The sequence below is a fragment of the Kitasatospora sp. NPDC056273 genome (genome assembly GCF_042268845.1).
Taxonomy (GTDB): Bacteria; Actinomycetota; Actinomycetes; order Streptomycetales; family Streptomycetaceae; genus Kitasatospora.
Genome location: NZ_JBHJSJ010000007.1, coordinates 102,289 through 121,580 on the forward strand (window position 1 = coordinate 102,289; position 19,292 = coordinate 121,580).

Here is a 19,292-nt window from a genome sequence, read left to right on the forward strand (position 1 = left end):
CGGCCGACCCGTACCCGGCCGACCCTCAGGAGGAGTACCGGTAGGTGGCGGCCACCGGGAGGTGGTCGCTGCCGTCCCGGGGCAGGGTGCGGGAGTCCACCGGCTTCAGCCCGCCCTTGCTCATGATCTGGTCGATCCGGGCCATCGGGAAGGCGGCCGGCCAGCTGAAGCCGAAGCCGTCCCCGGCGGCGCCCTGGGCCGAGCGCATCTGCGAGGTGACCGGCGCCAGGCTGCGGTCGTTCATGGTGCCGTTGAGGTCGCCGAGCAGCAGGACCTTCTTCAGCGGCTCGGCCTGGATCGCGTCGCCGAGCGCCTGCGCGCTGACGTCCCGCTGGTTGACGGTGAAGCCGCCCTCGGCCTTCAGCCGCACCGAGGGCAGGTGCGCGACGTACACCGCGACCGGGCCCTGCGGGGTGGTGACCTCGGCCCGGAAGGCCCTGGTCCAGCCGATCTTCAGGTCCACCGGGGTGACGTCGCCGATCGGGTACTTCGACCAGAGCCCGACGGTGCCCTCCACGGTGTGGTGCGGGTAGGCGGCGGCGAGCCCGGTCTCGTACGAGCGCAGCTGCTTGCCGGCCAGCTCCTGCAGGGCGACGATCTGGGCACCGGAGTCCACCAGGGTGCGGACGGTGCCCGGCACGTCGGTGTTGGCGGCGGCGACGTTGTGGCTGACCACCGTCCAGTCGCCCTTGCCGCCGCTCTTGTCGCTCAACAGGCCGCCGAACAGGTTGGCCCAGAGCACGACGGGCAGCAGCAGGGCGATCAGCGCGGTGGCGGAGCGGCGCAGCAGCGCGGGCACCAGCAGCACCGGGACGGCCAGGCCCAGCCAGGGCAGGAAGGTCTCCAGCAGGCTGCCGAGGTTGCCGGCGCTGTTGGGCACCTCGGCGTGCAGGGCGATCAGCGCGGCGGTGAGCACGGCCAGCACGGCGACCACCAGGCCGCGCCGCCAGGTGGTGCTGCCGCGGGCGTCCCGGCCCCAGTGGCGCAGGCCGAGGAAGCCGCCTCGACGCGACGCGGGGGCCGGGCCGTCGGCGCCGCCCCCTGGGGCCGCGATCCGTTCGGTCCTGTCCGCCTGCGCCATGAAGTGGCTCCCGTTCGCTCGTGCCGCCGCCGTTCCGGTACCCGGACCGTCGAAGGTGCGGGCACGACCGGACCGGTGCCGGTTTGATCGGATACCCGGCTCAGCCTATGCCGGGACAGACGTCGGGCCCGCTGAGCGGGTTCCGGCGTGGCCCGGTTTGGTGAGCGAGGCCACGTCCGGTCCGGCGGGCGAGGCCACGTCCGGTCCGGCGGGCGAGGCCGCGTCCGGGGTGCCGTCCGGCCGGGTCAGCGGGGCGCGAGGCCTTCGAGCATGGAGTCGACCAGCTTGCGGGCCAGGTCCGGGTCCTCCAGGTCGGAGTCGTCCCACAGGATGCTGCGGTAGAGGATCGGCCCCATCAGCAGGTCGTTGAGCAGTTCCAGGTCGAGGTCGTCGCGGATCACGCCCTCGGCGACGGCCCGGCGGATCAGGCCGAGCCCGACCTCCCGGCGGGGCTTGATCACCCGGTCCCGGTAGGCGGTGTACAGCTCGGGCAGGGTCTGCATCTGGCCGAGGGCGGCCTTGAGCACCCAGCGGGTGCGCTTGGCCAGGCCGCGCCGGCGGACGTGGTCCACCAGGGCGATCAGGTCGGCCCGGGCGCCGGCGCCGGTGGGCTCCGGCAGCGGCTCCTCCAGTCGGCTGACCACGTCGACCAGCAGGGCCTCCTTGTTGGGCCAGCGCCGGTAGATGGTGGCCTTGCCGACGCCGGCGGCGGCGGCGATGCCCTCGATGGTGAGCTCGGACAGCGCGGTGCCGCCGGCCATCAGGTCCTCGACGGCCCCGAAGATGGCCTGCTCGGCGGCCTCGCTGCGGGGCCGGCCACGGCGTACCTCCGCGCAGTGCTGCCCGGTGCCGGCGGTCGGCGTGTCCGTCTTCATCCCCGCTGTCTCTCCCTCGTCCTCCCCGGTCGCCCTGGCGCCGTGGGGTGTCCTCCGGTGGGCCCTCGGCAGGGGGCCTGCCGGGACCGAGGCCCCGCCACCCGGGCGTACCCGGGTGACAGGGCCATTGTCACTCAGTCGCGGTACGGCCGGCCGCCGGTCAGGCGTCCGCGGCCGCGGACTCCCGCTCCTGGCCGCGCTGCTCGGGGGCCGGCCCGGCCGGTCCCGCGGGGGCGGCCGAGCGGCCCGGCAGCAGGAACCAGGCGACGACGGCGCCGATCACCGAGACGCCCACCGAGAGCGAGGCGACCACGTGCATGGCGTGGATGAAGGAGTCGTTCGCCGGGGCGACCAGCGCCTCGCCGCCGGGGATGCGGCCGGCGATGGCCAGGGTGGCCTCCAGCGACTCGCCGGCCTTGTCGCGCAGCCCCTCGGGCAGGTGGGTCAGGGTGTCGGCCATCCCGTCGCGGTAGACGGTGGAGAGCACCGCGCCGAGCACGGCGACCCCGAGCGAGCCGCCGACCTGGCGGAAGGTGTTGTTGACGGCCGAGCCGGCGCCGGCCTTCTCGCGGGGCAGCGAGGCCATGATCGCGACGGTGACCGGCGGCATGACGTGCGCCATGCCGGCGCCCATCACCAGGCCGAGCAGGACCAGCACCCAGATCGGGGTGGTGGCGGTCAGCACGACGTAGCCGACGAAGCCGAGCGCGACCAGCAGCATGCCGCCGGCGGCGGTGGCGGCGACGCCGAGGCGGTCGACCACCAGCCGGGCCCGCGGCGCGAACACCAGCTGGGCGGCGGCCAGCGGCAGCATCAGCACGCCGGCCTGGAGGGCGCTGTAGCCGCGCACGCTCTGGATGTAGAAGACGCCGAAGAAGGAGACGCCCATCAGCGCGAAGAAGATCACGCCGACGACCACCACGGAGGCGCTGAACACCCGGTTGCGGAACCAGGTGACGTCCAGCGCGGGGAACGCGGTGCGGCGCTCGTACCAGACGAAGGCGACCAGCGCGACGACGCCGACCAGGGTCGGCACCCAGGCCCCGGCCGCGGTGAAGTCGGCCAGCTCGCCGCCCTTGATGATGCCGTAGATCAGCGCGACCAGGCCGATGATCGACAGCAGTACGCCGATCGGGTCCATCCGGCCCGGGTTGGGGTCCTTGGACTCGGGGACCAGGATCACCATCGCTATCACCGCGACGACCACGATCGGGACGTTGACCAGGAAGACCGAGCCCCACCAGAAGTGCTCGATCAGCAGGCCGCCGGTGATCGGGCCGATGGCGATGGCCAGGCCGACCGCGCCGGCCCAGATCCCGATCGCCTTGGGCTGCTCGGAGCGCTCGAAGACGTTCATGATGATCGCCAGCGTGGCGGGCATCGCGAGCGCGCCGCCGACGCCCATCAGGGCGCGGTAGCCGATGAGTTCACCGGGCGAGGCGGCCAGCGCGGACAGCAGCGAGGCGATCCCGAAGACCACCATGCCGGCCAGCAGCGCGCGCTTGCGGCCGAACCGGTCGCCGAGCAGGCCGGAGGTGAACAGCAGCCCGGCGAAGACCAGGGTGTAGGAGTTGATCGACCATTCCAGGTCGCTCTGGGTGGCCCCGAGGCCGACCGGCGCGGGGGTCGCGATGGTCTTCATCGCGACGTTGAGGATCGAGTTGTCGAGCACGACGACGAGCAGGGCGAGCAGCAGGGTGCCGAGGATCGCCCAGCGCCGACGGTGGATGGCTTCCGGCACGCGGGGTGGCGCGGCTGCGGTGGTCATGGGTGTTCCCGTCCGTGGTGGTGTGGCACTGGCGGGCAATTCCGAGCCGAATGCGTCTCGTAACCCCCCGCACCAGACTAGCGGCCGATACGATACGAGACGAACCCGTTTCGTAAAGAGCAGGCAAATTCGGGGGCCTCCCGCGCACCCCGGCGCGGGGCGCCCGCGCACCCGGTGCGGCGCGGATCGCGCCCGGTGTGGCCTGGATCGCACCGGGACGAACGCACCCCTCTTTGCGCCGGAGCCGGGGCGTGCAAGCATGGAGGTGATCCGGGGACGCCGTACGGCGCCACGAGACGACAACCCTTCAGGAGTCCGTTCGATGAACGCTTCTACGCCTTCGCCTGCCCAGAACCAGGCGTCGACCACCACCCTCTACGGCGGGGTCACCAACCGCCGGGTCACCGTCCGCGACCTCGCCGCCGCCAAGCAGCGCGGCGAGAAGTGGTCGATGCTGACCGCCTACGACGCCCTCACCGCGGGCGTGTTCGACGAGGCCGGCATCCCGGTGCTGCTGGTCGGCGACTCGGCGGGCAACTGCCACCTCGGCTACGAGACCACCGTCCCGGTGACCATGGATCAGATGGTGATGCTCTCCGCCGCCGTCGTCCGCGGCACCAAGCGGTCCATGATCGTCGCCGACCTGCCGTTCGGCTCGTACCAGGAGTCCCCCGCCCAGGCCATGCACAACGCGGCCCGGCTGATGAAGGAGGCCGGGGTCGGCGCGGTCAAGCTGGAGGGCGGGGAGCGCAGCGCCCGCTCGATCGAGCTACTGGTCGAGGCCGGCGTCCCGGTGATGGCCCACATCGGCCTCACCCCGCAGTCCGTGCACGCCCTCGGCGGCTACCCGGTCCAGGGCCGGGGCGACGAGGCGGCCCACCAGCTGCTCCGCGACGCCAAGGCCGTCCAGCAGTCCGGCGCCTTCGCGGTCGTGCTGGAGGCCGTCCCGGCCGAGCTGGCCGCCCAGGTCACCGAGCAGCTGGCGATCCCGACCGTCGGCATCGGCGGCGGCCCGGACACCGACGCCCAGGTGCTGGTCTGGACCGACATGGCCGGCATGACGGCCGGCCGGGTGCCCAAGTTCGTCAAGCAGTACGCCGACCTGCGCACCGTCCTCGGCGACGCCGCCCGCGCCTACGCCCAGGACGTCCGCACCGGTGCCTTCCCCGCGGCCGAGCACAGCTTCACGTAAGGACCGCCGCCGGCGGCCCCGCTCCCCCGCCGGGAGCGGGGCCGCCGCCGTTCCCGGCCCCGCGGCGGCCGCTGACAGCGGCGTGACAGCGAACCGACAGCGCACCGCCCTGGCCGACAGGGAGCTGACAGCCGGGGCGGACAGCCTGGGGGCATGACACGAATCGCGACAGCCCCGAACGACCGGGGAACCACTTCCGGGAACGCCGTGGAGGTGCGGGGCATCGTCAAGCACTACGGCGAGACGAAGGCCCTCGACGGGGTCGACCTGACCGTCCGGGAGGGCACCGTGCTCGCCCTGCTCGGCCCCAACGGCGCGGGCAAGACCACCCTGGTGCGCGTCCTCTCCACCCTGATCAAGCCGGACGCCGGCACCGCGTACGTCGGCGGCTACGACGTGCTGCGCCAGCCCAAGCAGCTGCGCCGCACGATCGGCCTCACCGGCCAGTACGCCTCCGTGGACGAGCTGCTCTCCGGGTACGAGAACCTCTACCTCATCGGCCGGCTGCTGGACCTCCCGCGCCGGGAGGCCAGGGCCCGGGCCGCCGAGCTGCTGGAACGCTTCTCGCTCACCGAGGCCGCCAAGCGGACCGCCAAGACCTACTCCGGCGGCATGCGCCGCCGCCTCGACCTGGCCGCCAGCATGATGGGCCGCCCCCGGGTGCTCTACCTGGACGAGCCCACCACCGGCCTGGACCCGCGCACCCGCAACGAGGTCTGGGACGAGGTGCAGCGGATGGTCGCCGAGGGCAGCACCGTGCTGCTGACCACCCAGTACATGGAGGAGGCGGAGCAGCTCGCGAACGAGCTGACCGTCATCGACCGCGGCCGGGTGATCGCCAACGGCGCCGTCTCCGAGCTCAAGGCCAAGGTCGGCGGCCAGACCCTCCAGGTCCGCCCGGCCCACCCGGCCGAGCTGCCCGAGATGGCCCGCTGCCTGCGCGAGAGCGGCGTCCTCAACGCCACCGTCTCCACCGACACCGGGCTGCTCGCGGTGCCGATCACCGGCGAGGAGCAGCTGACCGCGGTGATCGGCGTGCTCGGCAGCCGCGGCTTCGCCATCGCCGGCATCGACACCAAGGTGCCCAGCCTGGACGAGGTCTTCCTCGCCATCACCGGCAAGCCCGCGTCCGCCGCCGTGCCCGCCCCCAGCCTCGCCAAGGAGCCCGTCGCATGACCACCGCCACGCTCACCCCCTCCCGGGCCCGGGACACCCGGCCCCCGGCGGAGGACTCCCGGATCGGCCTGACCGGCACCCTGCGCCACGTCGGCGCGCTGACCCGGCGCAACCTGATGCGGATCAAGGCCGACCCGGAGTCGATGTTCGACGCCGTGCTGATGCCCGTCATCTTCACCGTGCTGTTCGTCTACGTCTTCGGCGGCGCGATGGCCGGCGACCAGGACACCTACAAGCAGTACCTGATCCCCGGCCTGCTCGGGCAGACCGGCCTCACCCTCGCGATGGCCGTCGGCACCGGCCTCAACAGCGACTTCCAGAGCGGCGTGATGGACCGCTTCCGCACGCTGCCGATCGGCCGGGCCTCCGTCCTGCTGTCCAAGATCGTCGCCGAGACCCTCCGCGGGCTGCTCTCCTTCGCGATCCTGATCGGCTTCGCGATGTGCATCGGCTTCGAGGTGAAGACCGGACCGCTGGAGGTGCTGGCCACGATCGGCCTGGCCCTGCTGTTCGGCATGTCGATCGTCTGGATCTCGATGCTGCTGGGCATGGCCCTGCGCAGCGCCCAGGCCGTCCAGGGCGTGGCCATGCTGGTCCTGATGCCGATGCAGTTCGGCAGCTCGATCTTCGCCCGGACCGACACCATGCCGGGCTGGCTGCAGTCCTTCACCAAGGTCAACCCGCTCTCGGCGCTGGCCGACGCCTCCCGCTCCCTGCTCAACGGCACGGGTCCGGTGGCCCACCCGGTGATGATCGTGCTGATCTGGTCGGCCGCCGTGACCGCCGTCTTCGCCCCGCTGGCGGTCGCCCGGTTCCGCAAGCGGACCTGACCCCCATGACCACCGTCGGCTCCCCCGGCCCTCGCCGGGGAAGGCCGCCGGGCAGGACGGCCGGCCGCCCCGGACAGGCGCCGACCGCCGTACGGGCCCGTGCGGCCGGTGACCAGGGGACGGGCACCGGCCGTACGGGCACCGGCTGTACGGGCACCGGCTGTACGGGATCCGACCGCCCGGGCCCGACCGCGCCGTGGCTAGCCGAGCAGCCCCTCCAGCAGCTCGAAGACCTGCTCCTGGGTCATCCCGACCCCGCCGGCCCGGGCCTCCTCGTACCCCGCGTCCCCCAGCGACTCCCGCAGGGCCGCCTCCGAACGCGCCCGCTCGACCCGGTCCAGGTAGCCGCCCTTCGGGCCGTTCAGCCCGCCGTGGGCGCCGGCCAGCACGGCCGCCGCCCGGGCCCGCCCGAGGTCCCCGTCGCGCTGGGCGAAGCTGCCCAGCACCGCCGTCACCGCGGGCACCACCATGACCGTCATGTGCTCGGCGAAGCCGCTCGCGGCCGTCACCGCCCGCAGCTGCCGCCAGCCGGCGCGCAGCAGGTCGAGCCCCGCCTCCGGGTCCCCGGCCCGGGCGGTGATCCAGCCGCGGGCGCTCATCAGCATCCCGGTCACCAGGCTCGGCGCGAAGCCGCCGACCCGGACTATGTCCAGCTCGTCCAGCTCGGCCAGCGCCTGCGCGAACTCGCCGCGGTGGGCGTGGATGCCGCAGAGCGTCAGGTGGCCGAACATCAGCGCCCCGGTGGTGGCCTGGTTGAGGCCCGGCGTGTCGATGGAGGCCAGCGCCTCGCGGACGACCCGCTCGCCGTGCTCCATGTCCTGCTCCAGCAGGGCGGTGCCCAGGTTCACCCGCAGGATCGGCACCTCCTGCGGCGCCCCCAGCTCCTCGATCAGCTCGATCGCCCGCGCGTACGCCTCGGCGGCGGCCGCGGCCTCGCCCCGGTTGGCCAGCGACTCGCCGTGCGCGGACAGCGCCTGGGAGATCCCCCAGAGGTCGCCCGCCTGCTCGTACAGCTCCAGCGAGCGGGCGCCGTCCTCGATGCTCTGCTCGGCGCCGCTCGGCCAGTCGTTCATCATCCTGGCCCGGACCTGCAGGATGAACGCCAGGTCGCTCGGCCCGCCGTACTGCTCGCAGCCCTGGACGGCGTCGTCCATCAGGTCCTTCATCATGTCCAGGCGGCCGGCCAGGAAGGCGCCGAACACCCGCATCAGCGCCGGGAAGCGGTAGGACTGCGGCAGGTCCGGGGTGTAGGCGTCCATCAGCCGCTGGGCGACCTCGATCGCCTCCGGGTCCCCGAGGACGTCCAGGTTGCCCTCGAACAGCCCGATCAGCCGGAACATCGCCAGCAGCCGGCGGGCCTCCTCGACCACCGCCGTCGGCAGCGGCAGGTCGTACGCCAGCACGCCGTGCTCCAGCGGCACCGCCCGCGGGGCGTCCGGGCCGAACGGGTCCGGGCCGAGCGCGGCGATCGCGGTGTACCAGGTGCGCGCCTCCATGCTGTAGCCGCGCAGCGACCAGTACCAGCTCATGCCGATGGCCAGGAGCAGCGCCTGCTCCTCGTCCCGCAGGTCGATCGCGCGGCGCAGCGCCGTCCGGACGTTGTCCTGCTCGCGCTCCAGCACCGTCAGCCAGTGCAGCTGCCGGGGGCCGTGGATCTCCGCGTCGGCGGCGGCGAGCAGGGTGCGGAAGTGCGCCAGGTGGCGGGCCTCGGTGGCGGCGCGCTCGGCGGCGGACCCGGCGAGGCGCTCGGTCGCGTACTCGTGGATGGTCTCCAGCATCCGGTAGCGCGGCAGGCTGGCCCCGTCCAGGTCGGCCACCAGCAGGGACTTGTCGACCAGCGACAGCAGCAGGTCGGCGACCTCGCCGGGGGCCACCTCGACGCCGTCGGCGCAGACCGCCTCGGCGTCCTCCAGCTGCCAGCCGCCCGCGAACACCGAGAGCCGGCGCAGCACCGCCCGCTCCCGCTTGCCCAGCAGGTCCCAGCTCCAGTCGACCACCGCGCGCAGCGTCTGCTGGCGCGGCAGCAGGGTGCGGCTGCCCGCGGTGAGCAGCGCGAACCGGCCGTCCAGCCGGTCGGCTATCTGGCGCGCCGTCATCACCCGCAGCCGGGCCGCGGCCAGTTCGATGGCCAGCGGCAGCCCGTCCAGCCGGCGGCAGATCTCGGCGCAGGCCTCCGGGTCGCCCTGCGGGTCGAAGCCGGGACGGGCGGCGGCGGCGCGCTCGACGAACAGCCGCAGCGCGACCGGGTCGGGCAGCGGCTCGACCGGCAGCACCGTCTCCCCGGGCACGCCCAGCGGCTCGCGGCTGGTGGCGAGCACCGTCAGCCCGGGGCACTCGGCGAGCAGGACGTCGGCGAGGTCGGCGGCGGCCTGGATCAGGTGCTCGCAGTTGTCCAGGACGAGCAGCATCCGGCGGTGGCCGCAGTGCTCGACCAGCCGGCGCACCGGGTCCTCGGCCCGCTTCTCGATCACCTCGGCGACCATGCTGGTGCTGTGCAGCACGATCTCGCGCAGGCCGAGCGCGGAGACCACGGCGGCGGGCACCGCGTCCGGGCTCTCCAACGGGGCGAGTTCGGCCACCCAGACGCCGCCCGGCCAGCCTCCGGCGGCCTGTTCGGCGCGCCCGGCCTCGGTCGAGAGGCTGGTCTTGCCGGAGCCGCCGGGGCCGGTCAGCGTCACCAGCCGACGGTCCGTCAGCATCCCGCGCAGCGCGGCGAGATCGTCCTCGCGGCCGACGAAGCTGGTCAGCCGACCGCGCAGGTTGCCGACGGCGCGCGGGAGTTGGGGAACGGCGGCGGCGGGTACGGGCGCGGGCGCGGCGTGGACCGGCTCCGGCGCCTCCGGGGCGAGCAACTCGGCGTACAGGGACTGGAGTCCGCGGCCCGGGTCGGCGCCGAGCTCCTCGGCCAGGGCCCGCCTGGTCCGCTCGTAGTGGCGCAGCGCCTCGGCCGTCCGTCCGCTCTCGTGCAGCGCCCGGATCATCAGCAGCTGCAACGACTCGTCCAGCGGCTGCCGTTCGCACAGCTCGGCCAGCTCGGCGACCAGGTCGGCGGCGCGGCCGAGGCCGAGGTCGGCGGTGATCCGGTGGCGGCGGGCCTCCTCGCGCTGGGCCTCCAGCCGGACGGCCGGGCCGGTGCGGTCCGGCAGGTCGGCCAGCGCGGGGCCGCGCCACAGCGCCAGGGCGGCGCCCAGCCGCTCGGCGGCGAGCGCGTGGTCCCCGGTGTCCAGGGCGCGGCGGCCCTCGCCGGTCAGCCGCTGGAAGTCGGCGAGGTCGGTGGCCGGACCGGTCAGCCAGTACCCGGCCGGGCCGGAGCCGACCTCGTCCCGGCCGATGGTGCGGCGCAGCCGGCCGACCAGGGTCTGGAGCGCGGCGGAGGAGTCCTGGGGCGGCTCGGCCTCCCACACCTCGTCCACCAGCAGGTCGGCCGGCACCGGCCGGCCCTGCCGGAGGGCCAGGGCCGCGAGCAGGGCCCGTAGCCGGGCGCCGCCGATCGGTACCGGGGTGCCGTCGTCGTGGTGGGCCGTCGTGGTTCCGAGGATGCCGTAGTGCACCGGACCATTCTGGTCGATCGGCGGGGGAAGGGCCGCACAATTGTGCAGGGCCCGGCGCCCCGGCGGAACCGACCCCGGGCCCTCGGACGTTCACCGGAGGCGGCTTGTCCGGCCACCGGCCCGCCCGGCATGATCGGTCCCTGCCGGTCCTTCCCGTTCCCTCTGCCCACGGAGCACCCACACCATGACCTTCGCCGCCACGCCGCGCTCCCGCAGCGAGGACCGCCGGATCAGCCCGGTGTTCTGGGTGCTCCTGGCCGTCCTCGGCACCTCCGGCTGGGCGGTGTACCAGGGCTACGGCAACGCCTCGTTCGGGGTGTTCCTGTTCGTGGTCGCGGGCTGGATGGTCTCGCTCTGCCTGCACGAGTACGCCCACGCGCGCACCGCGCTGCACGGCGGCGACATCTCCGTCGGCGCCAAGGGCTACCTCACGCTCAACCCGCTGAAGTACGCCAACGTGCTGCTCAGCTTCGTGCTGCCGATCGTCTTCGTGATCCTCGGCGGCATCGGCCTGCCCGGCGGCTCGGTCTGGATCGAGCGGCACCGCATCCAGGGCCGGCTCAAGCACAGCCTGATCTCGGCGGCCGGCCCGCTGGTCAACCTGCTCATCGCGGCGGCGCTGCTGGTCCCGATCGGCGCGGGCTGGCTGGACGACCCGACCGTGCACGCGTTCTGGGAGGGCCACGAGCTGATCATCTCGCCGTTCTCCGGCGCGCTGGGCTTCCTCGGCTTCCTCCAGCTGAGCGCGGCGGTGCTGAACCTGCTGCCGGTGCCCGGGCTGGACGGCTACGGCATCGTCGAGCCCTGGCTGTCGTACCAGACCCGGCGCGCGATCGAGCCGTTCGCGCCGTACGGGATGCTCGCGGTGTTCGCGCTGCTGTGGCAGCCCCAGGTGAACGAGTTCTTCTTCGGGATCGTCCACGGCCTGATGAACCTGTTCGGCGTGGACCAGGACTACGCGACGCTCGGCCGGTACCTGTTCAGCTTCTGGAAGAACTAGCCCTGCTCGGCGGCCGGCGCTACTCGGCGGCGGCCGCGGTCGCGGCGGCGATCCTGGCCCGGCGGCGGTCCATCCACAGCACGTTGCTGGCCACGCCGGCCAGCGGCAACCAGATCAGGCCCAGCCAGAAGCCCTGGACCAGCGAGACCACCAGGGCCACGAGCGCGAGGACGACGGCGGCCAGGGCGAAGCGGGACGTGCGAGGCATGGCGGAGGGCTCCTAGAACGGGTGCGGGCGGCCGGGTCACGGCCGCCACCCATTGTCGCCGACCTCACCTCCGGACCGGGTCCAGGGGTGAGGTCGACACGCCTCTGCCCGGATCCGCTCAGACGTCGGTGATCCGCAGGCCCGCGTGGGCCTTGTACCGGCGGTTGACCGAGATCAGGTTGGCGACCAGCGCCTCGACCTGGTGGGCGTTGCGCAGCCGGCCCGCGAAGATGCCGCGCATCCCGGGGATGCGGGCGGCCAGGCCCCGGACGACGTCGGTGGCCTCCCGGTCGTCGCCGAGCACCATGACGTCGGTGTCGATGCTCTCCACCGACTCGTCCTGCAGCAGCACCGCCGAGAGGTGGTGGAACGCGGCGGTGACCCGGGAGTCCGGCAGCAGCGCGGCGGCCTGCTCGGCGGCGCTGCCCTCCTCCGGCTTCAGCGCGTACGCGCCCTGCTTGTCGAAGCCCAGCGGGTTGACGCAGTCGACGACGATCTTGCCCGCGAGCTCCTCCCGCAGCGCGGTCAGGGTGGCGGCGTGGCCGTCCCACGGGACCGCGATGATCACCACATCGCTCTCCCGGGCGACGGTGGCGTTGTCGGCGCCGCGCACGCCGAGGCCCAGCGCGGCCGCCGAGGCCTCGGCCCGGGCGGCGTCGCGGGAGCCGATGATCACCTGCTGGCCGGCCTTGGCCAGCCGCAGGGCGAGTCCTCGCCCCTGGTCGCCGGTGCCACCGAGGACACCGACCACCAGCTGGGAGACGTCCGGGGCCTCGTGGGCCGGGTTTGTCGCTGAATCGAGGGAAGTCATGGGCCGATCCTGCCAAATCCCCGGCCCGGCGGGACATCCTGGCCCGCATGGACGCGGTGAGAGTTTCGGCACTCCGGGAACGGCTGACGGGAACGGGCTGGCTGGAGGAGGTCGGCGGCTTCGCCGGCGCGCTGCGCCGCTCCGTGGAACGGCGCAGCGCGAGCGGGCTGCTGCTGGTCGGCACCGAGGCGTACGAACCCTGGCACCTGGCCGCCCACCTGGACGACGAGGCCGCCTGGTCGGACGTCCCCCGGCTGGCGCCCACCCTGCTGCGGCACAGCCCGCCGGCCGACGCCCCGGCCCACCTGACCCACGACCTGCGGCGGCTCACCGAGGCCGGGCGCGGCGACACCGTGCTGGTGGTGGTCCCCCGGGCGGCCGGCGCCGCGCTGCTGGAGCGGGTGCACGACGCCCGGCGGCGCGGCGCGACCGTGCTCGCGCTGGACGGGGGCTCCGCTGACGCCGACGGGTCGGACGGGCCGGACGGGCTCGCCGTACCCGACGGGACCGGTACGTCCGGCGGCCGTGGCGAACCCCACGGCCTCGACGCACCCCACGGCCTCGACGCACCCCACGGCCTCGACGCACCCCACGGCCTCGACGAACTCCGCTGGCTCGCGCACGAGCGGCTGACCGTCGGCACCGCCGCCGAGGGGCCGTTCGACCTCGCCCAGCACCTGGTCAGCCTCGCCGCCGGGCAGCGGACCGGCCGCCGCTCCGTCCGGGACCGGCTCGCCGACCTCGCCGGGCGGCTGGCCTCGGGGCCCGCGATCACCCGCTGGTGACCCCGTTCACCGCCCGGCCGAAAAGTTCACGCCCCGGTCGAAAACCCTTTGCGGAAGCGGTGGCCGCCACCCGAGGATGACGGTTCGTGAACGTCGACGAACCCCCGCATCCCCCCGTGCCCGGGCGCGCCCGGAGGCTGCTGCACTCGCTGACGCCCGACCTGTCGCCCTGGCGCGCCTCGCGCGACTTCCGCTACCTGTGGACCTCCGGCTGCGTCACCAGTTTCGGCGGCTTCCTGACCCTCGTCGCCGTGCCGATGCAGATCAAGGAACTCACCGGGTCCTCCTTCGCGGTCGGCCTGATCGGCGCCGTCGAACTGGTGCCGCTGATCGTCTTCGGCCTGTGGGGCGGCGCCCTCGCCGACGCCCTGGACCGCCGGAAGCTGGTGCTGCGGGCGGAGGTCGCGCTCGGCCTGCTGGCCGGGCTGCTGCTGGTCAACGCCCTGCTGCCGCACCCGCTGCTCTGGCCGATCTACCTGGTCGCCGCGCTGGTCGCGGCCGCCGACGGCATCCAGCGCCCGGCGTTGGACTCGCTCCTCCCCCGGCTCGTCCCGCACCAGCACCTGACCGCGGCGTTCGCCCTCAGGTCGCTGTACCACAACGCCGCTTCGGTGGCCGGCCCGGCGCTGGCCGGTGTCGTGGTGGCCTTCGCCGGGGTGCAGACCGCGTACGCGCTGGACGTCCTCTCCTTCGCCCTCTCGCTGCTGCTGCTCGTCCGGATCAAGGCGGTGCCGCCGCCCACCGGCGCCGAACGGCCGTCCGTCCGGGCGGTGCTCACCGGGGTCCGCTACGCGTGGAGCCGCAAGGACCTGCTCGGCACCTACGCGATCGACGTCTGCGCCATGCTGTTCGCCTACCCGGTGGCCGTCTTCCCGTTCCTGGCCTCGGAGTTGGGGGCGGACTGGGCGCTCGGCCCGATGTACGCGGCCTCCGCCCTCGGCGCCCTGCTGGTCGGCGCGACCAGCGGCTGGACCTCCCGCGTCCACCGGCACGGGCGGCTGCTGGTGGTCGCCGCCGTCGGCTGGGGCGCGGCGATGGCGCTCGCCGGGCTCACCGAGCACATCGGGCTGGTGCTGCTCGGCCTGGCGCTGGCCGGCGGCGCCGACGAGATCAGCGGGCTCGCCCGCTCGACCATGTGGAACCAGTCCATCCCCGACGAGCTGCGCGGCCGGATGGCCGGCGTGGAACTGCTCAGCTACTCCGTCGGCCCGCAGCTCGGCCAGGTCCGGGCCGGCACCATGGCCGGGCTGGTCGGCGTGCGCGCCGCCGTCTGGGCGGGCGGTGCCGCCTGCGTCGTCGCCGTGCTCGCGGTCGCCGCCGCCCTCCCGAAGCTGCTCGCCTACGACGACCGCACCGACCCGAACGCCGCGGCCGTGCGCGCCGAGCACGAGCGCGCCGCCCGGGAGGCCGCGCCGACCGCCTGACCGGGGTCGGGATCGGGGTCCCGCCGTGGTTACTCGGCGTCGTCCTTGGGCCGGTCGCTCCAGCGCGGGTCGTTCCGCCACTCGCGGTTGCGCTCGTCCGCGATCCGCAGCGCCTGGGCGGCCTCCTCGGGGCTGCCGTACGGGCCCAGGCGGTCCTTCGCCGGGCACTCCGGGCCCTCTTCGACCTTGTTGTGCTTGATGCAGTAGAACCACTCGCCGGGTTTGCCGGTCGGCTTGCGGTTGAATCCGAGGGGCATGACGCTCTCCCGTTCAGAAGGCCAGAAGGATGGGTCGGTACCGATCATTCCCCGCCCCGGGCCCGGCCGCACACCACCCGGGGTCGGCCGCACACCACCCGGGGCCGCGGAGCCCGACGACTAGACTCGCGGCATGGCTCTCGTACCCGGCATCCAGTCCCCCACCCGCAAGGTCCCGGCGCACATCGCGCGCCCCGAGTACGTCGGCAAGCCCGCGCCGACGCCGTACACCGGGCCCGAGGTGCAGACCGCCGAGACGATCGAGAAGATGCGGATCGCGAGCGGGATCGCCGCCCGGGCGATGGCGGAGGCGGCCAAGCTGATCGCCCCCGGCGTCACCACCGACGCGCTGGACGCCGTCGCCCACGCCTACATGTGCGACCACGGCGCCTACCCGTCCGACCTCGGCTACCGGGGCTTCCCCAAGTCCGTCTGCACCTCGATCAACGAGGTGATCTGCCACGGCATCCCGGACTCGACAGTGCTCCAGGACGGCGACATCGTCAACATCGACGCCACCGCCTACATCCACGGGGTGCACGGCGACCTCAACGCCACCTACCTGGTCGGCGACGTGGACGAGGAGTCCCGGCTGCTGGTCGAGCGCACCCGGGAATCCCTCGACCGGGCGATCAAGGCGGTCAAGCCGGGTCGTCAGATCAACGTCATCGGGCGGGTCATCGAGTCCTACGCCAAGCGCTTCGGCTACGGCGTGGTGCGGGACTTCACCGGACACGGCATCAACACGTCGTTCCACTCCGGCCTGATCATCCCGCACTACGACAGCGAGCGGGCCACCGAGGTGATCAAGCCGGGCATGACCTTCACCATCGAGCCGATGCTGACCCTGGGCACCTACGACTACGAGATCTGGCCGGACGGCTGGACGGTCGTCACCAAGGACCGCAAGCGCACCGCCCAGTTCGAGCACACCCTGGTGGTCACGCCGACCGGCGCGGAGGTCCTCACCCTGCCGTGACCGGCGTCTCCCCGCCGTGACCAGCGTCGCCCGGTGGGCGCCCTAGCCGATCAGCCACTGCTCCTCGGCGACGGCGCCCACCTCGGTACAGGCGTCGGTGAGCACGTCCAGGACGCGCAGCGGGTCCGGCAGCGGCTGCTCGGGCCCGCGCAGCCACCGCACGTGGGAGCCGTCCGGCAGCGCGGCCGGCGGCAGCAGGGTGTACGAGCCGCGGCAGTGCCAGCGCAGGCCGGGGTGCTCGGACATGGTGTCCGGGGTGGAGTCGAGCGCGCTCGGCCACCACTCGTCCTCGTCCTGCGGGGTGCCGCGGGTGGCGGTGAAGAAGAGGTAGCGGTCCTCGCCGACGGCGGCGACGGGGCCCTCGACGCCCAGCGCCGTCAGCCGCTCCAGCGCCAGCCGTCCGGCCTCCGCCGGGACGTCCAGCACGTCGTGCACCCGGCCGGTGGCGGTGATGAAGTTCGCCTCCGGATCGCGGGAGAGCCAGCGGGAGAGCTGCTCCGGGTCGGTGGTGGCCTGGGTCTGCCAGGCGAAGGAGACCGGGTGCTGCGCCGGGGCCGGACAGGCCACCCGGTCACAGGAGCACCGGTAGCCGGCCGGGTGGGCGGCGGGCGCGAGCGGGAATCCGGCGCGGACCGCGCCGAGCAGCTGATCGAGGTCGGCGGCCGGCCCGTCCGGGCCCCCCGCCCGCTGACGATCACGCTTCTGCCACCAGGTCGTCCACCTGCTGCCGGCTTCCATCGGGCCCCTTCCGCGCAACTGCCGTGCCTGGTGCGACACAGCGTTCGACGTACCACTCCGACGCAACGCACGGCGCCCCCGTCTGCTTCCCGGGGTGCTCGGCCCTGACGTCGGCGCCCTGCCGGCCGCGGCCCGGGGTCACCGGACGGCCGACGCCCGGGTCACGGTACGCAGTCGCGGCAGCACGCTGTCCGCGCCAAATCGGCCGGAGGGCGCGCGGATTCGCGCCTCGCCCGGCCCGTACGGGCCCGCTGACCCGGGTGGACCCCGAGGGCGTAACAGGAAGGATAAGGGTGCGGAGGGCCTCCGGATGACCGGGGGCGGTGCCTCTCCGGTCACACTCCCGGCGACGGCCGCGGGTGCGGCCCACGGGTGCGCCCCGGGCTCGTCCGCGGAGGTGAGACCCTGGAGGGATGAAGAGCGCGGACACCGCATTCGTCGGCGGCCCCCTGGACGGGAAGATCCTCCCCATCCCGCTGGGGCCGATGCTCGGCGTGCCCAAGAAGTACAAGGTCCCGGTCCCCGCGCACGGCGGGACTCCCGCGCGCACACTGGTGTACGTCCGGAGCAAGCAGGTTCGGGGCCTGAGCTGGTTCTGGCGCTACGAGTACGACGAGGCGGCCTCCGGCTGACGGCCGCCCCCTCCCTCCGCGGCCCCCCGGAGGTCGGCCGCAGTCTCCCCCGGAGGTCGGCATGGCGAGGACGGTACGGCACCCGCGGGACCGCTCCCGGGCGGTCCGGCACCACAACCGGGAGGTCGCCGGCGTCACCGGGGTGCTGCTCCTGGCGGTGTGCCTCTACAGCGTGGTCATCGAGCCGAACGCATGGCTCTGGTTCGGCTGGGCGGTGCTGCTGCTGGTGTGCGTGGCCCTGTTCACGGTCCGGCCGTGAGGCCCTCCCCCCGGCCGCCCGGACCGCTCGGGCCACCCGGGCAGCAGCACCGCCCGTCCCGCTCCCCCCGGTCGGTCAGTCATCCTCGGCGAGGATGAGGTACAGCTTCTTGCGGGCCTCGGTCAACACCGTCAGGCCCTTGGCGCGCTGCGCCTCGGTGCCCGTGGCCATGACCTGGCGGATCGCCTGGTCGACGGCGGCGAGCGCCTGGCCGACCTCCTGGACGGCCTCCCAGTCGACCTCCCGGCCGGCCTCCGCCCACGGCTCGGCCGGCCCGGCGTCGGCCTCGGCCCGGCCCGCCTCGGTGAGCGAGACCAGCCGCTTGCCGCCGACCTCCTCCGCGGTGATCAGGCCCTCCTCCTCCAGCAGCTGGAGGTTGGGGTAGATCGACCCCGGGCTGGGCCGCCAGGCCCCGCCGGTCCGCTCGGCGATCTCGGCGATCATCTCGTAGCCGTGCATCGGCCGCTCCTTGAGCAGCGCCAGCAGCGAGGCCCGGACGTCACCGCGCCGGGCCCGCCCGCCGCGCCGCCCGTGCGGGCCACCGCGCCGGCCGCCGTGCCCGCCGAAGCCGTGCCCGTACGGGCCGCCCATCGGCCGGCCGGGACCGCCGCCACCGAACGGCGGGCCGAACCCGCCGAACGCCTCCCGGCCCTCGAAGCCCTCCCCGGGCATCCCCCGGAACTCCGGCCCCGGGCCCGGCCCGCGGCGCCGACCGCCGCCGCCGAGGCCACCGGGGCCGCCACCGTCACCGCCGCGCGGGCCCTCCCAGCGGAATCGCCTTCCTTGACGTTCTGAGCGCATCGCGCCCACCTCCTCGAATCTCTGAGGTTCAACGAGGCAGTCGAGTCACTGTCTCGATAGTTCGACGATATATCGGTGACTGTCGCTCGTCAACGGATTCCGACACGCCCACGGAGCACCGCCCATCCCCCGCCCAGCCGCTACGGTGGCGGGCATGGCCGCAGAACGAGACCTCGCGACGCTGCTGCGCGGCATGAGCCCGCAGCTCAACCCCGGGCGGTACGTCTACTGCACGCTCCCCGCCCGGGTGCCCGCCGGCATGCGGCCGGTGGTGACCGTCGCCGAACCCGAGGGGGTCACGATGGTGATCGCCCAGGAGGAGGCGGACGCGCTCGGGCTGCGCTACGAGTACGTGGCGGCCTGGATCACCCTGCGGATCCACTCGGCGCTGGAGGCCGTCGGACTGACCGCCGCCGTGTCCGGCCGGCTCGCCGAGGAGGGCATCAGCTGCAACGTGGTGGCCGGCTTCCACCACGACCACCTGTTCGTCGCCGCCGCCGACGCCGACCGCGCCGTCCGCGCCCTGGAGGACCTCGCCGCCGGCTCCGCCTGAGCCCCCGCCCGCCCCCTCCGGGTGGCCGCCGCCGACCGGGCCTTCGACACTGGGAGACGAGCCGCCCCGCCGGGGTAGGCCCCACCGGAAGGAGACGGCCGCCATGGCCATCTGCGTCACCTGCGGCAACGACTACTGGCTGGCCTTCGAGATCAGGACGGTCACCGGCGACACCTACACCTTCGACAGCTTCGAGTGCGCGATGGAGAAGCTCGCCCCACGCTGCGAACAGTGCGACGTCCGCATCGTCGGCCACGGCGTCGAAGTCGCCGGCATGTTCTTCTGCTGCGCCAACTGCGCCCGCGTCAACGGCGGCCTCGGCGACCAGATCCGCGACGCCGTCGGCGCCCGCCCCGCCTGACCGGCGGGCGG

Annotated in this window: 20 protein-coding genes; 11 read left to right on the plus strand and 9 right to left on the minus strand. The window is 74.0% G+C overall.

Features of this window, described 5'->3' with window-relative positions; all coding sequences use genetic code 11:
• Positions 1-25 precede the first annotated feature (25 nt).
• The 3 genes from ACFCY1_RS09070 to ACFCY1_RS09080 form a co-directional block, all read right to left on the minus strand.
• Complete coding sequence (locus ACFCY1_RS09070; RefSeq protein WP_049652793.1) at positions 26-1,081, minus strand: endonuclease/exonuclease/phosphatase family protein; 1,056 nt, start codon at positions 1,079-1,081, stop codon at positions 26-28.
• 245 nt (positions 1,082-1,326) lie between these two features.
• On the minus strand, positions 1,327-1,956 hold the full coding sequence (locus ACFCY1_RS09075; RefSeq protein ID WP_074000856.1) for a TetR/AcrR family transcriptional regulator: 630 nt from the start codon (positions 1,954-1,956) through the stop codon (positions 1,327-1,329).
• Positions 1,957-2,116: 160 nt separating this feature from the next.
• Positions 2,117-3,724 (minus strand): MFS transporter, encoded by a 1,608-nt coding sequence (locus tag ACFCY1_RS09080; protein ID WP_117487485.1) that lies wholly within the window; start codon positions 3,722-3,724, stop codon positions 2,117-2,119.
• A gap of 322 nt (positions 3,725-4,046) precedes the next feature.
• Here ACFCY1_RS09080 and panB point away from each other — a divergent pair, with 322 nt between their 5' ends.
• The 3 genes from panB (at position 4,047) to ACFCY1_RS09095 (ending at position 6,922) form a co-directional block, all read left to right on the plus strand.
• Positions 4,047-4,916, plus strand: coding sequence for a 3-methyl-2-oxobutanoate hydroxymethyltransferase (gene panB / locus ACFCY1_RS09085; RefSeq protein WP_049652786.1), 870 nt, complete (start codon positions 4,047-4,049; stop codon positions 4,914-4,916).
• 153 nt (positions 4,917-5,069) lie between these two features.
• Positions 5,070-6,092, plus strand: coding sequence for an ATP-binding cassette domain-containing protein (locus tag ACFCY1_RS09090; protein WP_375874048.1), 1,023 nt, complete (start codon positions 5,070-5,072; stop codon positions 6,090-6,092).
• The gene (locus tag ACFCY1_RS09095; RefSeq protein ID WP_074000854.1) at positions 6,089-6,922 is read left to right on the plus strand and encodes an ABC transporter permease; all 834 of its coding nucleotides are present in this window, start codon (positions 6,089-6,091) and stop codon (positions 6,920-6,922) included. Before ACFCY1_RS09090 ends, ACFCY1_RS09095 begins: the two co-directional genes overlap by 4 nt.
• 200 nt (positions 6,923-7,122) lie before the next feature.
• Here the strand turns inward: ACFCY1_RS09095 and ACFCY1_RS09100 are convergent, their stop codons facing one another.
• The gene (locus tag ACFCY1_RS09100) at positions 7,123-10,473 is read right to left on the minus strand and encodes a BTAD domain-containing putative transcriptional regulator (RefSeq protein ID WP_375874049.1); all 3,351 of its coding nucleotides are present in this window, start codon (positions 10,471-10,473) and stop codon (positions 7,123-7,125) included.
• Between the two features lie 184 nt (positions 10,474-10,657).
• Here ACFCY1_RS09100 and ACFCY1_RS09105 point away from each other — a divergent pair, with 184 nt between their 5' ends.
• The gene (locus tag ACFCY1_RS09105; RefSeq protein WP_049660242.1) at positions 10,658-11,473 is read left to right on the plus strand and encodes a site-2 protease family protein; all 816 of its coding nucleotides are present in this window, start codon (positions 10,658-10,660) and stop codon (positions 11,471-11,473) included.
• Between the two features lie 19 nt (positions 11,474-11,492).
• Here ACFCY1_RS09105 and ACFCY1_RS09110 read toward each other — a convergent pair whose 3' ends face one another.
• Positions 11,493-11,681 carry a hypothetical protein gene (locus ACFCY1_RS09110; RefSeq protein WP_074000852.1) on the minus strand — a complete coding sequence of 63 codons (189 nt, stop codon included), beginning with the start codon at positions 11,679-11,681 and terminating at the stop codon, positions 11,493-11,495.
• A 118-nt stretch (positions 11,682-11,799) separates the two neighbouring features.
• Positions 11,800-12,492 carry an NADPH-dependent F420 reductase gene (gene npdG, locus ACFCY1_RS09115; RefSeq protein ID WP_375874050.1) on the minus strand — a complete coding sequence of 231 codons (693 nt, stop codon included), beginning with the start codon at positions 12,490-12,492 and terminating at the stop codon, positions 11,800-11,802.
• Positions 12,493-12,539: 47 nt separating this feature from the next.
• Between npdG and ACFCY1_RS09120 the strand changes: the two genes are divergently transcribed.
• Both ACFCY1_RS09120 and ACFCY1_RS09125 read left to right on the plus strand, forming a co-directional pair.
• Positions 12,540-13,277 (plus strand): hypothetical protein, encoded by a 738-nt coding sequence (locus tag ACFCY1_RS09120; RefSeq protein ID WP_375874051.1) that lies wholly within the window; start codon positions 12,540-12,542, stop codon positions 13,275-13,277.
• Positions 13,278-13,363: 86 nt separating this feature from the next.
• Positions 13,364-14,701: an MFS transporter gene (locus ACFCY1_RS09125; RefSeq protein WP_375874052.1), complete on the plus strand. Its 1,338-nt coding sequence runs from the start codon at positions 13,364-13,366 to the stop codon at positions 14,699-14,701.
• A gap of 29 nt (positions 14,702-14,730) precedes the next feature.
• Here ACFCY1_RS09125 and ACFCY1_RS09130 read toward each other — a convergent pair whose 3' ends face one another.
• A complete protein-coding gene (locus ACFCY1_RS09130; RefSeq protein ID WP_074000849.1) occupies positions 14,731-14,958 on the minus strand; it encodes a hypothetical protein in 228 nt (75 codons plus the stop codon).
• 133 nt (positions 14,959-15,091) lie between these two features.
• On the opposite strand from ACFCY1_RS09130, the gene map reads away from it, so the two are divergent.
• Positions 15,092-15,937, plus strand: coding sequence for a type I methionyl aminopeptidase (gene map / locus ACFCY1_RS09135; protein WP_049659897.1), 846 nt, complete (start codon positions 15,092-15,094; stop codon positions 15,935-15,937).
• Between the two features lie 42 nt (positions 15,938-15,979).
• Here the strand turns inward: map and ACFCY1_RS09140 are convergent, their stop codons facing one another.
• Positions 15,980-16,675, minus strand: coding sequence for a bifunctional DNA primase/polymerase (locus tag ACFCY1_RS09140; protein ID WP_049659894.1), 696 nt, complete (start codon positions 16,673-16,675; stop codon positions 15,980-15,982).
• A 413-nt stretch (positions 16,676-17,088) separates the two neighbouring features.
• Between ACFCY1_RS09140 and ACFCY1_RS09145 the strand changes: the two genes are divergently transcribed.
• Both ACFCY1_RS09145 and ACFCY1_RS09150 read left to right on the plus strand, forming a co-directional pair.
• On the plus strand, positions 17,089-17,307 hold the full coding sequence (locus tag ACFCY1_RS09145) for a hypothetical protein (protein WP_053112518.1): 219 nt from the start codon (positions 17,089-17,091) through the stop codon (positions 17,305-17,307).
• A 61-nt stretch (positions 17,308-17,368) separates the two neighbouring features.
• Entirely contained in the window at positions 17,369-17,566 is a 198-nt protein-coding gene (locus ACFCY1_RS09150; protein WP_375874053.1) for a hypothetical protein, read from the plus strand.
• Between the two features lie 75 nt (positions 17,567-17,641).
• Here ACFCY1_RS09150 and ACFCY1_RS09155 read toward each other — a convergent pair whose 3' ends face one another.
• On the minus strand, positions 17,642-18,367 hold the full coding sequence (locus tag ACFCY1_RS09155) for a PadR family transcriptional regulator (RefSeq protein WP_117487491.1): 726 nt from the start codon (positions 18,365-18,367) through the stop codon (positions 17,642-17,644).
• Between the two features lie 154 nt (positions 18,368-18,521).
• On the opposite strand from ACFCY1_RS09155, the gene ACFCY1_RS09160 reads away from it, so the two are divergent.
• Together ACFCY1_RS09160 and ACFCY1_RS09165 are read left to right on the plus strand one after the other, a co-directional pair.
• Positions 18,522-18,920, plus strand: coding sequence for an ACT domain-containing protein (locus ACFCY1_RS09160; RefSeq protein ID WP_074000845.1), 399 nt, complete (start codon positions 18,522-18,524; stop codon positions 18,918-18,920).
• 103 nt (positions 18,921-19,023) lie between these two features.
• Positions 19,024-19,281, plus strand: coding sequence for a hypothetical protein (locus ACFCY1_RS09165; RefSeq protein WP_049658025.1), 258 nt, complete (start codon positions 19,024-19,026; stop codon positions 19,279-19,281).
• Positions 19,282-19,292: the final 11 nt, after the last annotated feature.

What these genes read in the sequence shown, in the direction of transcription:
- ACFCY1_RS09070 (WP_049652793.1), bottom strand. Translation starts at nt 1,081, where the DNA reads ATGGCGCAGGCGGACAGGACCGAACGGATCGCGGCCCCAGGGGGCGGC.
- ACFCY1_RS09075 (WP_074000856.1), bottom strand. Translation starts at nt 1,956, where the DNA reads ATGAAGACGGACACGCCGACCGCCGGCACCGGGCAGCACTGCGCGGAG.
- ACFCY1_RS09080 (WP_117487485.1), bottom strand. Translation starts at nt 3,724, where the DNA reads ATGACCACCGCAGCCGCGCCACCCCGCGTGCCGGAAGCCATCCACCGT.
- panB (WP_049652786.1), top strand. Translation starts at nt 4,047, where the DNA reads ATGAACGCTTCTACGCCTTCGCCTGCCCAGAACCAGGCGTCGACCACC.
- ACFCY1_RS09090 (WP_375874048.1), top strand. Translation starts at nt 5,070, where the DNA reads ATGACACGAATCGCGACAGCCCCGAACGACCGGGGAACCACTTCCGGG.
- ACFCY1_RS09095 (WP_074000854.1), top strand. Translation starts at nt 6,089, where the DNA reads ATGACCACCGCCACGCTCACCCCCTCCCGGGCCCGGGACACCCGGCCC.
- ACFCY1_RS09105 (WP_049660242.1), top strand. Translation starts at nt 10,658, where the DNA reads ATGACCTTCGCCGCCACGCCGCGCTCCCGCAGCGAGGACCGCCGGATC.
- ACFCY1_RS09110 (WP_074000852.1), bottom strand. Translation starts at nt 11,681, where the DNA reads ATGCCTCGCACGTCCCGCTTCGCCCTGGCCGCCGTCGTCCTCGCGCTC.
- npdG (WP_375874050.1), bottom strand. Translation starts at nt 12,492, where the DNA reads ATGACTTCCCTCGATTCAGCGACAAACCCGGCCCACGAGGCCCCGGAC.
- ACFCY1_RS09120 (WP_375874051.1), top strand. Translation starts at nt 12,540, where the DNA reads ATGGACGCGGTGAGAGTTTCGGCACTCCGGGAACGGCTGACGGGAACG.
- ACFCY1_RS09130 (WP_074000849.1), bottom strand. Translation starts at nt 14,958, where the DNA reads ATGCCCCTCGGATTCAACCGCAAGCCGACCGGCAAACCCGGCGAGTGG.
- map (WP_049659897.1), top strand. Translation starts at nt 15,092, where the DNA reads ATGGCTCTCGTACCCGGCATCCAGTCCCCCACCCGCAAGGTCCCGGCG.
- ACFCY1_RS09140 (WP_049659894.1), bottom strand. Translation starts at nt 16,675, where the DNA reads ATGGAAGCCGGCAGCAGGTGGACGACCTGGTGGCAGAAGCGTGATCGT.
- ACFCY1_RS09145 (WP_053112518.1), top strand. Translation starts at nt 17,089, where the DNA reads ATGAAGAGCGCGGACACCGCATTCGTCGGCGGCCCCCTGGACGGGAAG.
- ACFCY1_RS09150 (WP_375874053.1), top strand. Translation starts at nt 17,369, where the DNA reads ATGGCGAGGACGGTACGGCACCCGCGGGACCGCTCCCGGGCGGTCCGG.
- ACFCY1_RS09155 (WP_117487491.1), bottom strand. Translation starts at nt 18,367, where the DNA reads ATGCGCTCAGAACGTCAAGGAAGGCGATTCCGCTGGGAGGGCCCGCGC.
- ACFCY1_RS09160 (WP_074000845.1), top strand. Translation starts at nt 18,522, where the DNA reads ATGGCCGCAGAACGAGACCTCGCGACGCTGCTGCGCGGCATGAGCCCG.
- ACFCY1_RS09165 (WP_049658025.1), top strand. Translation starts at nt 19,024, where the DNA reads ATGGCCATCTGCGTCACCTGCGGCAACGACTACTGGCTGGCCTTCGAG.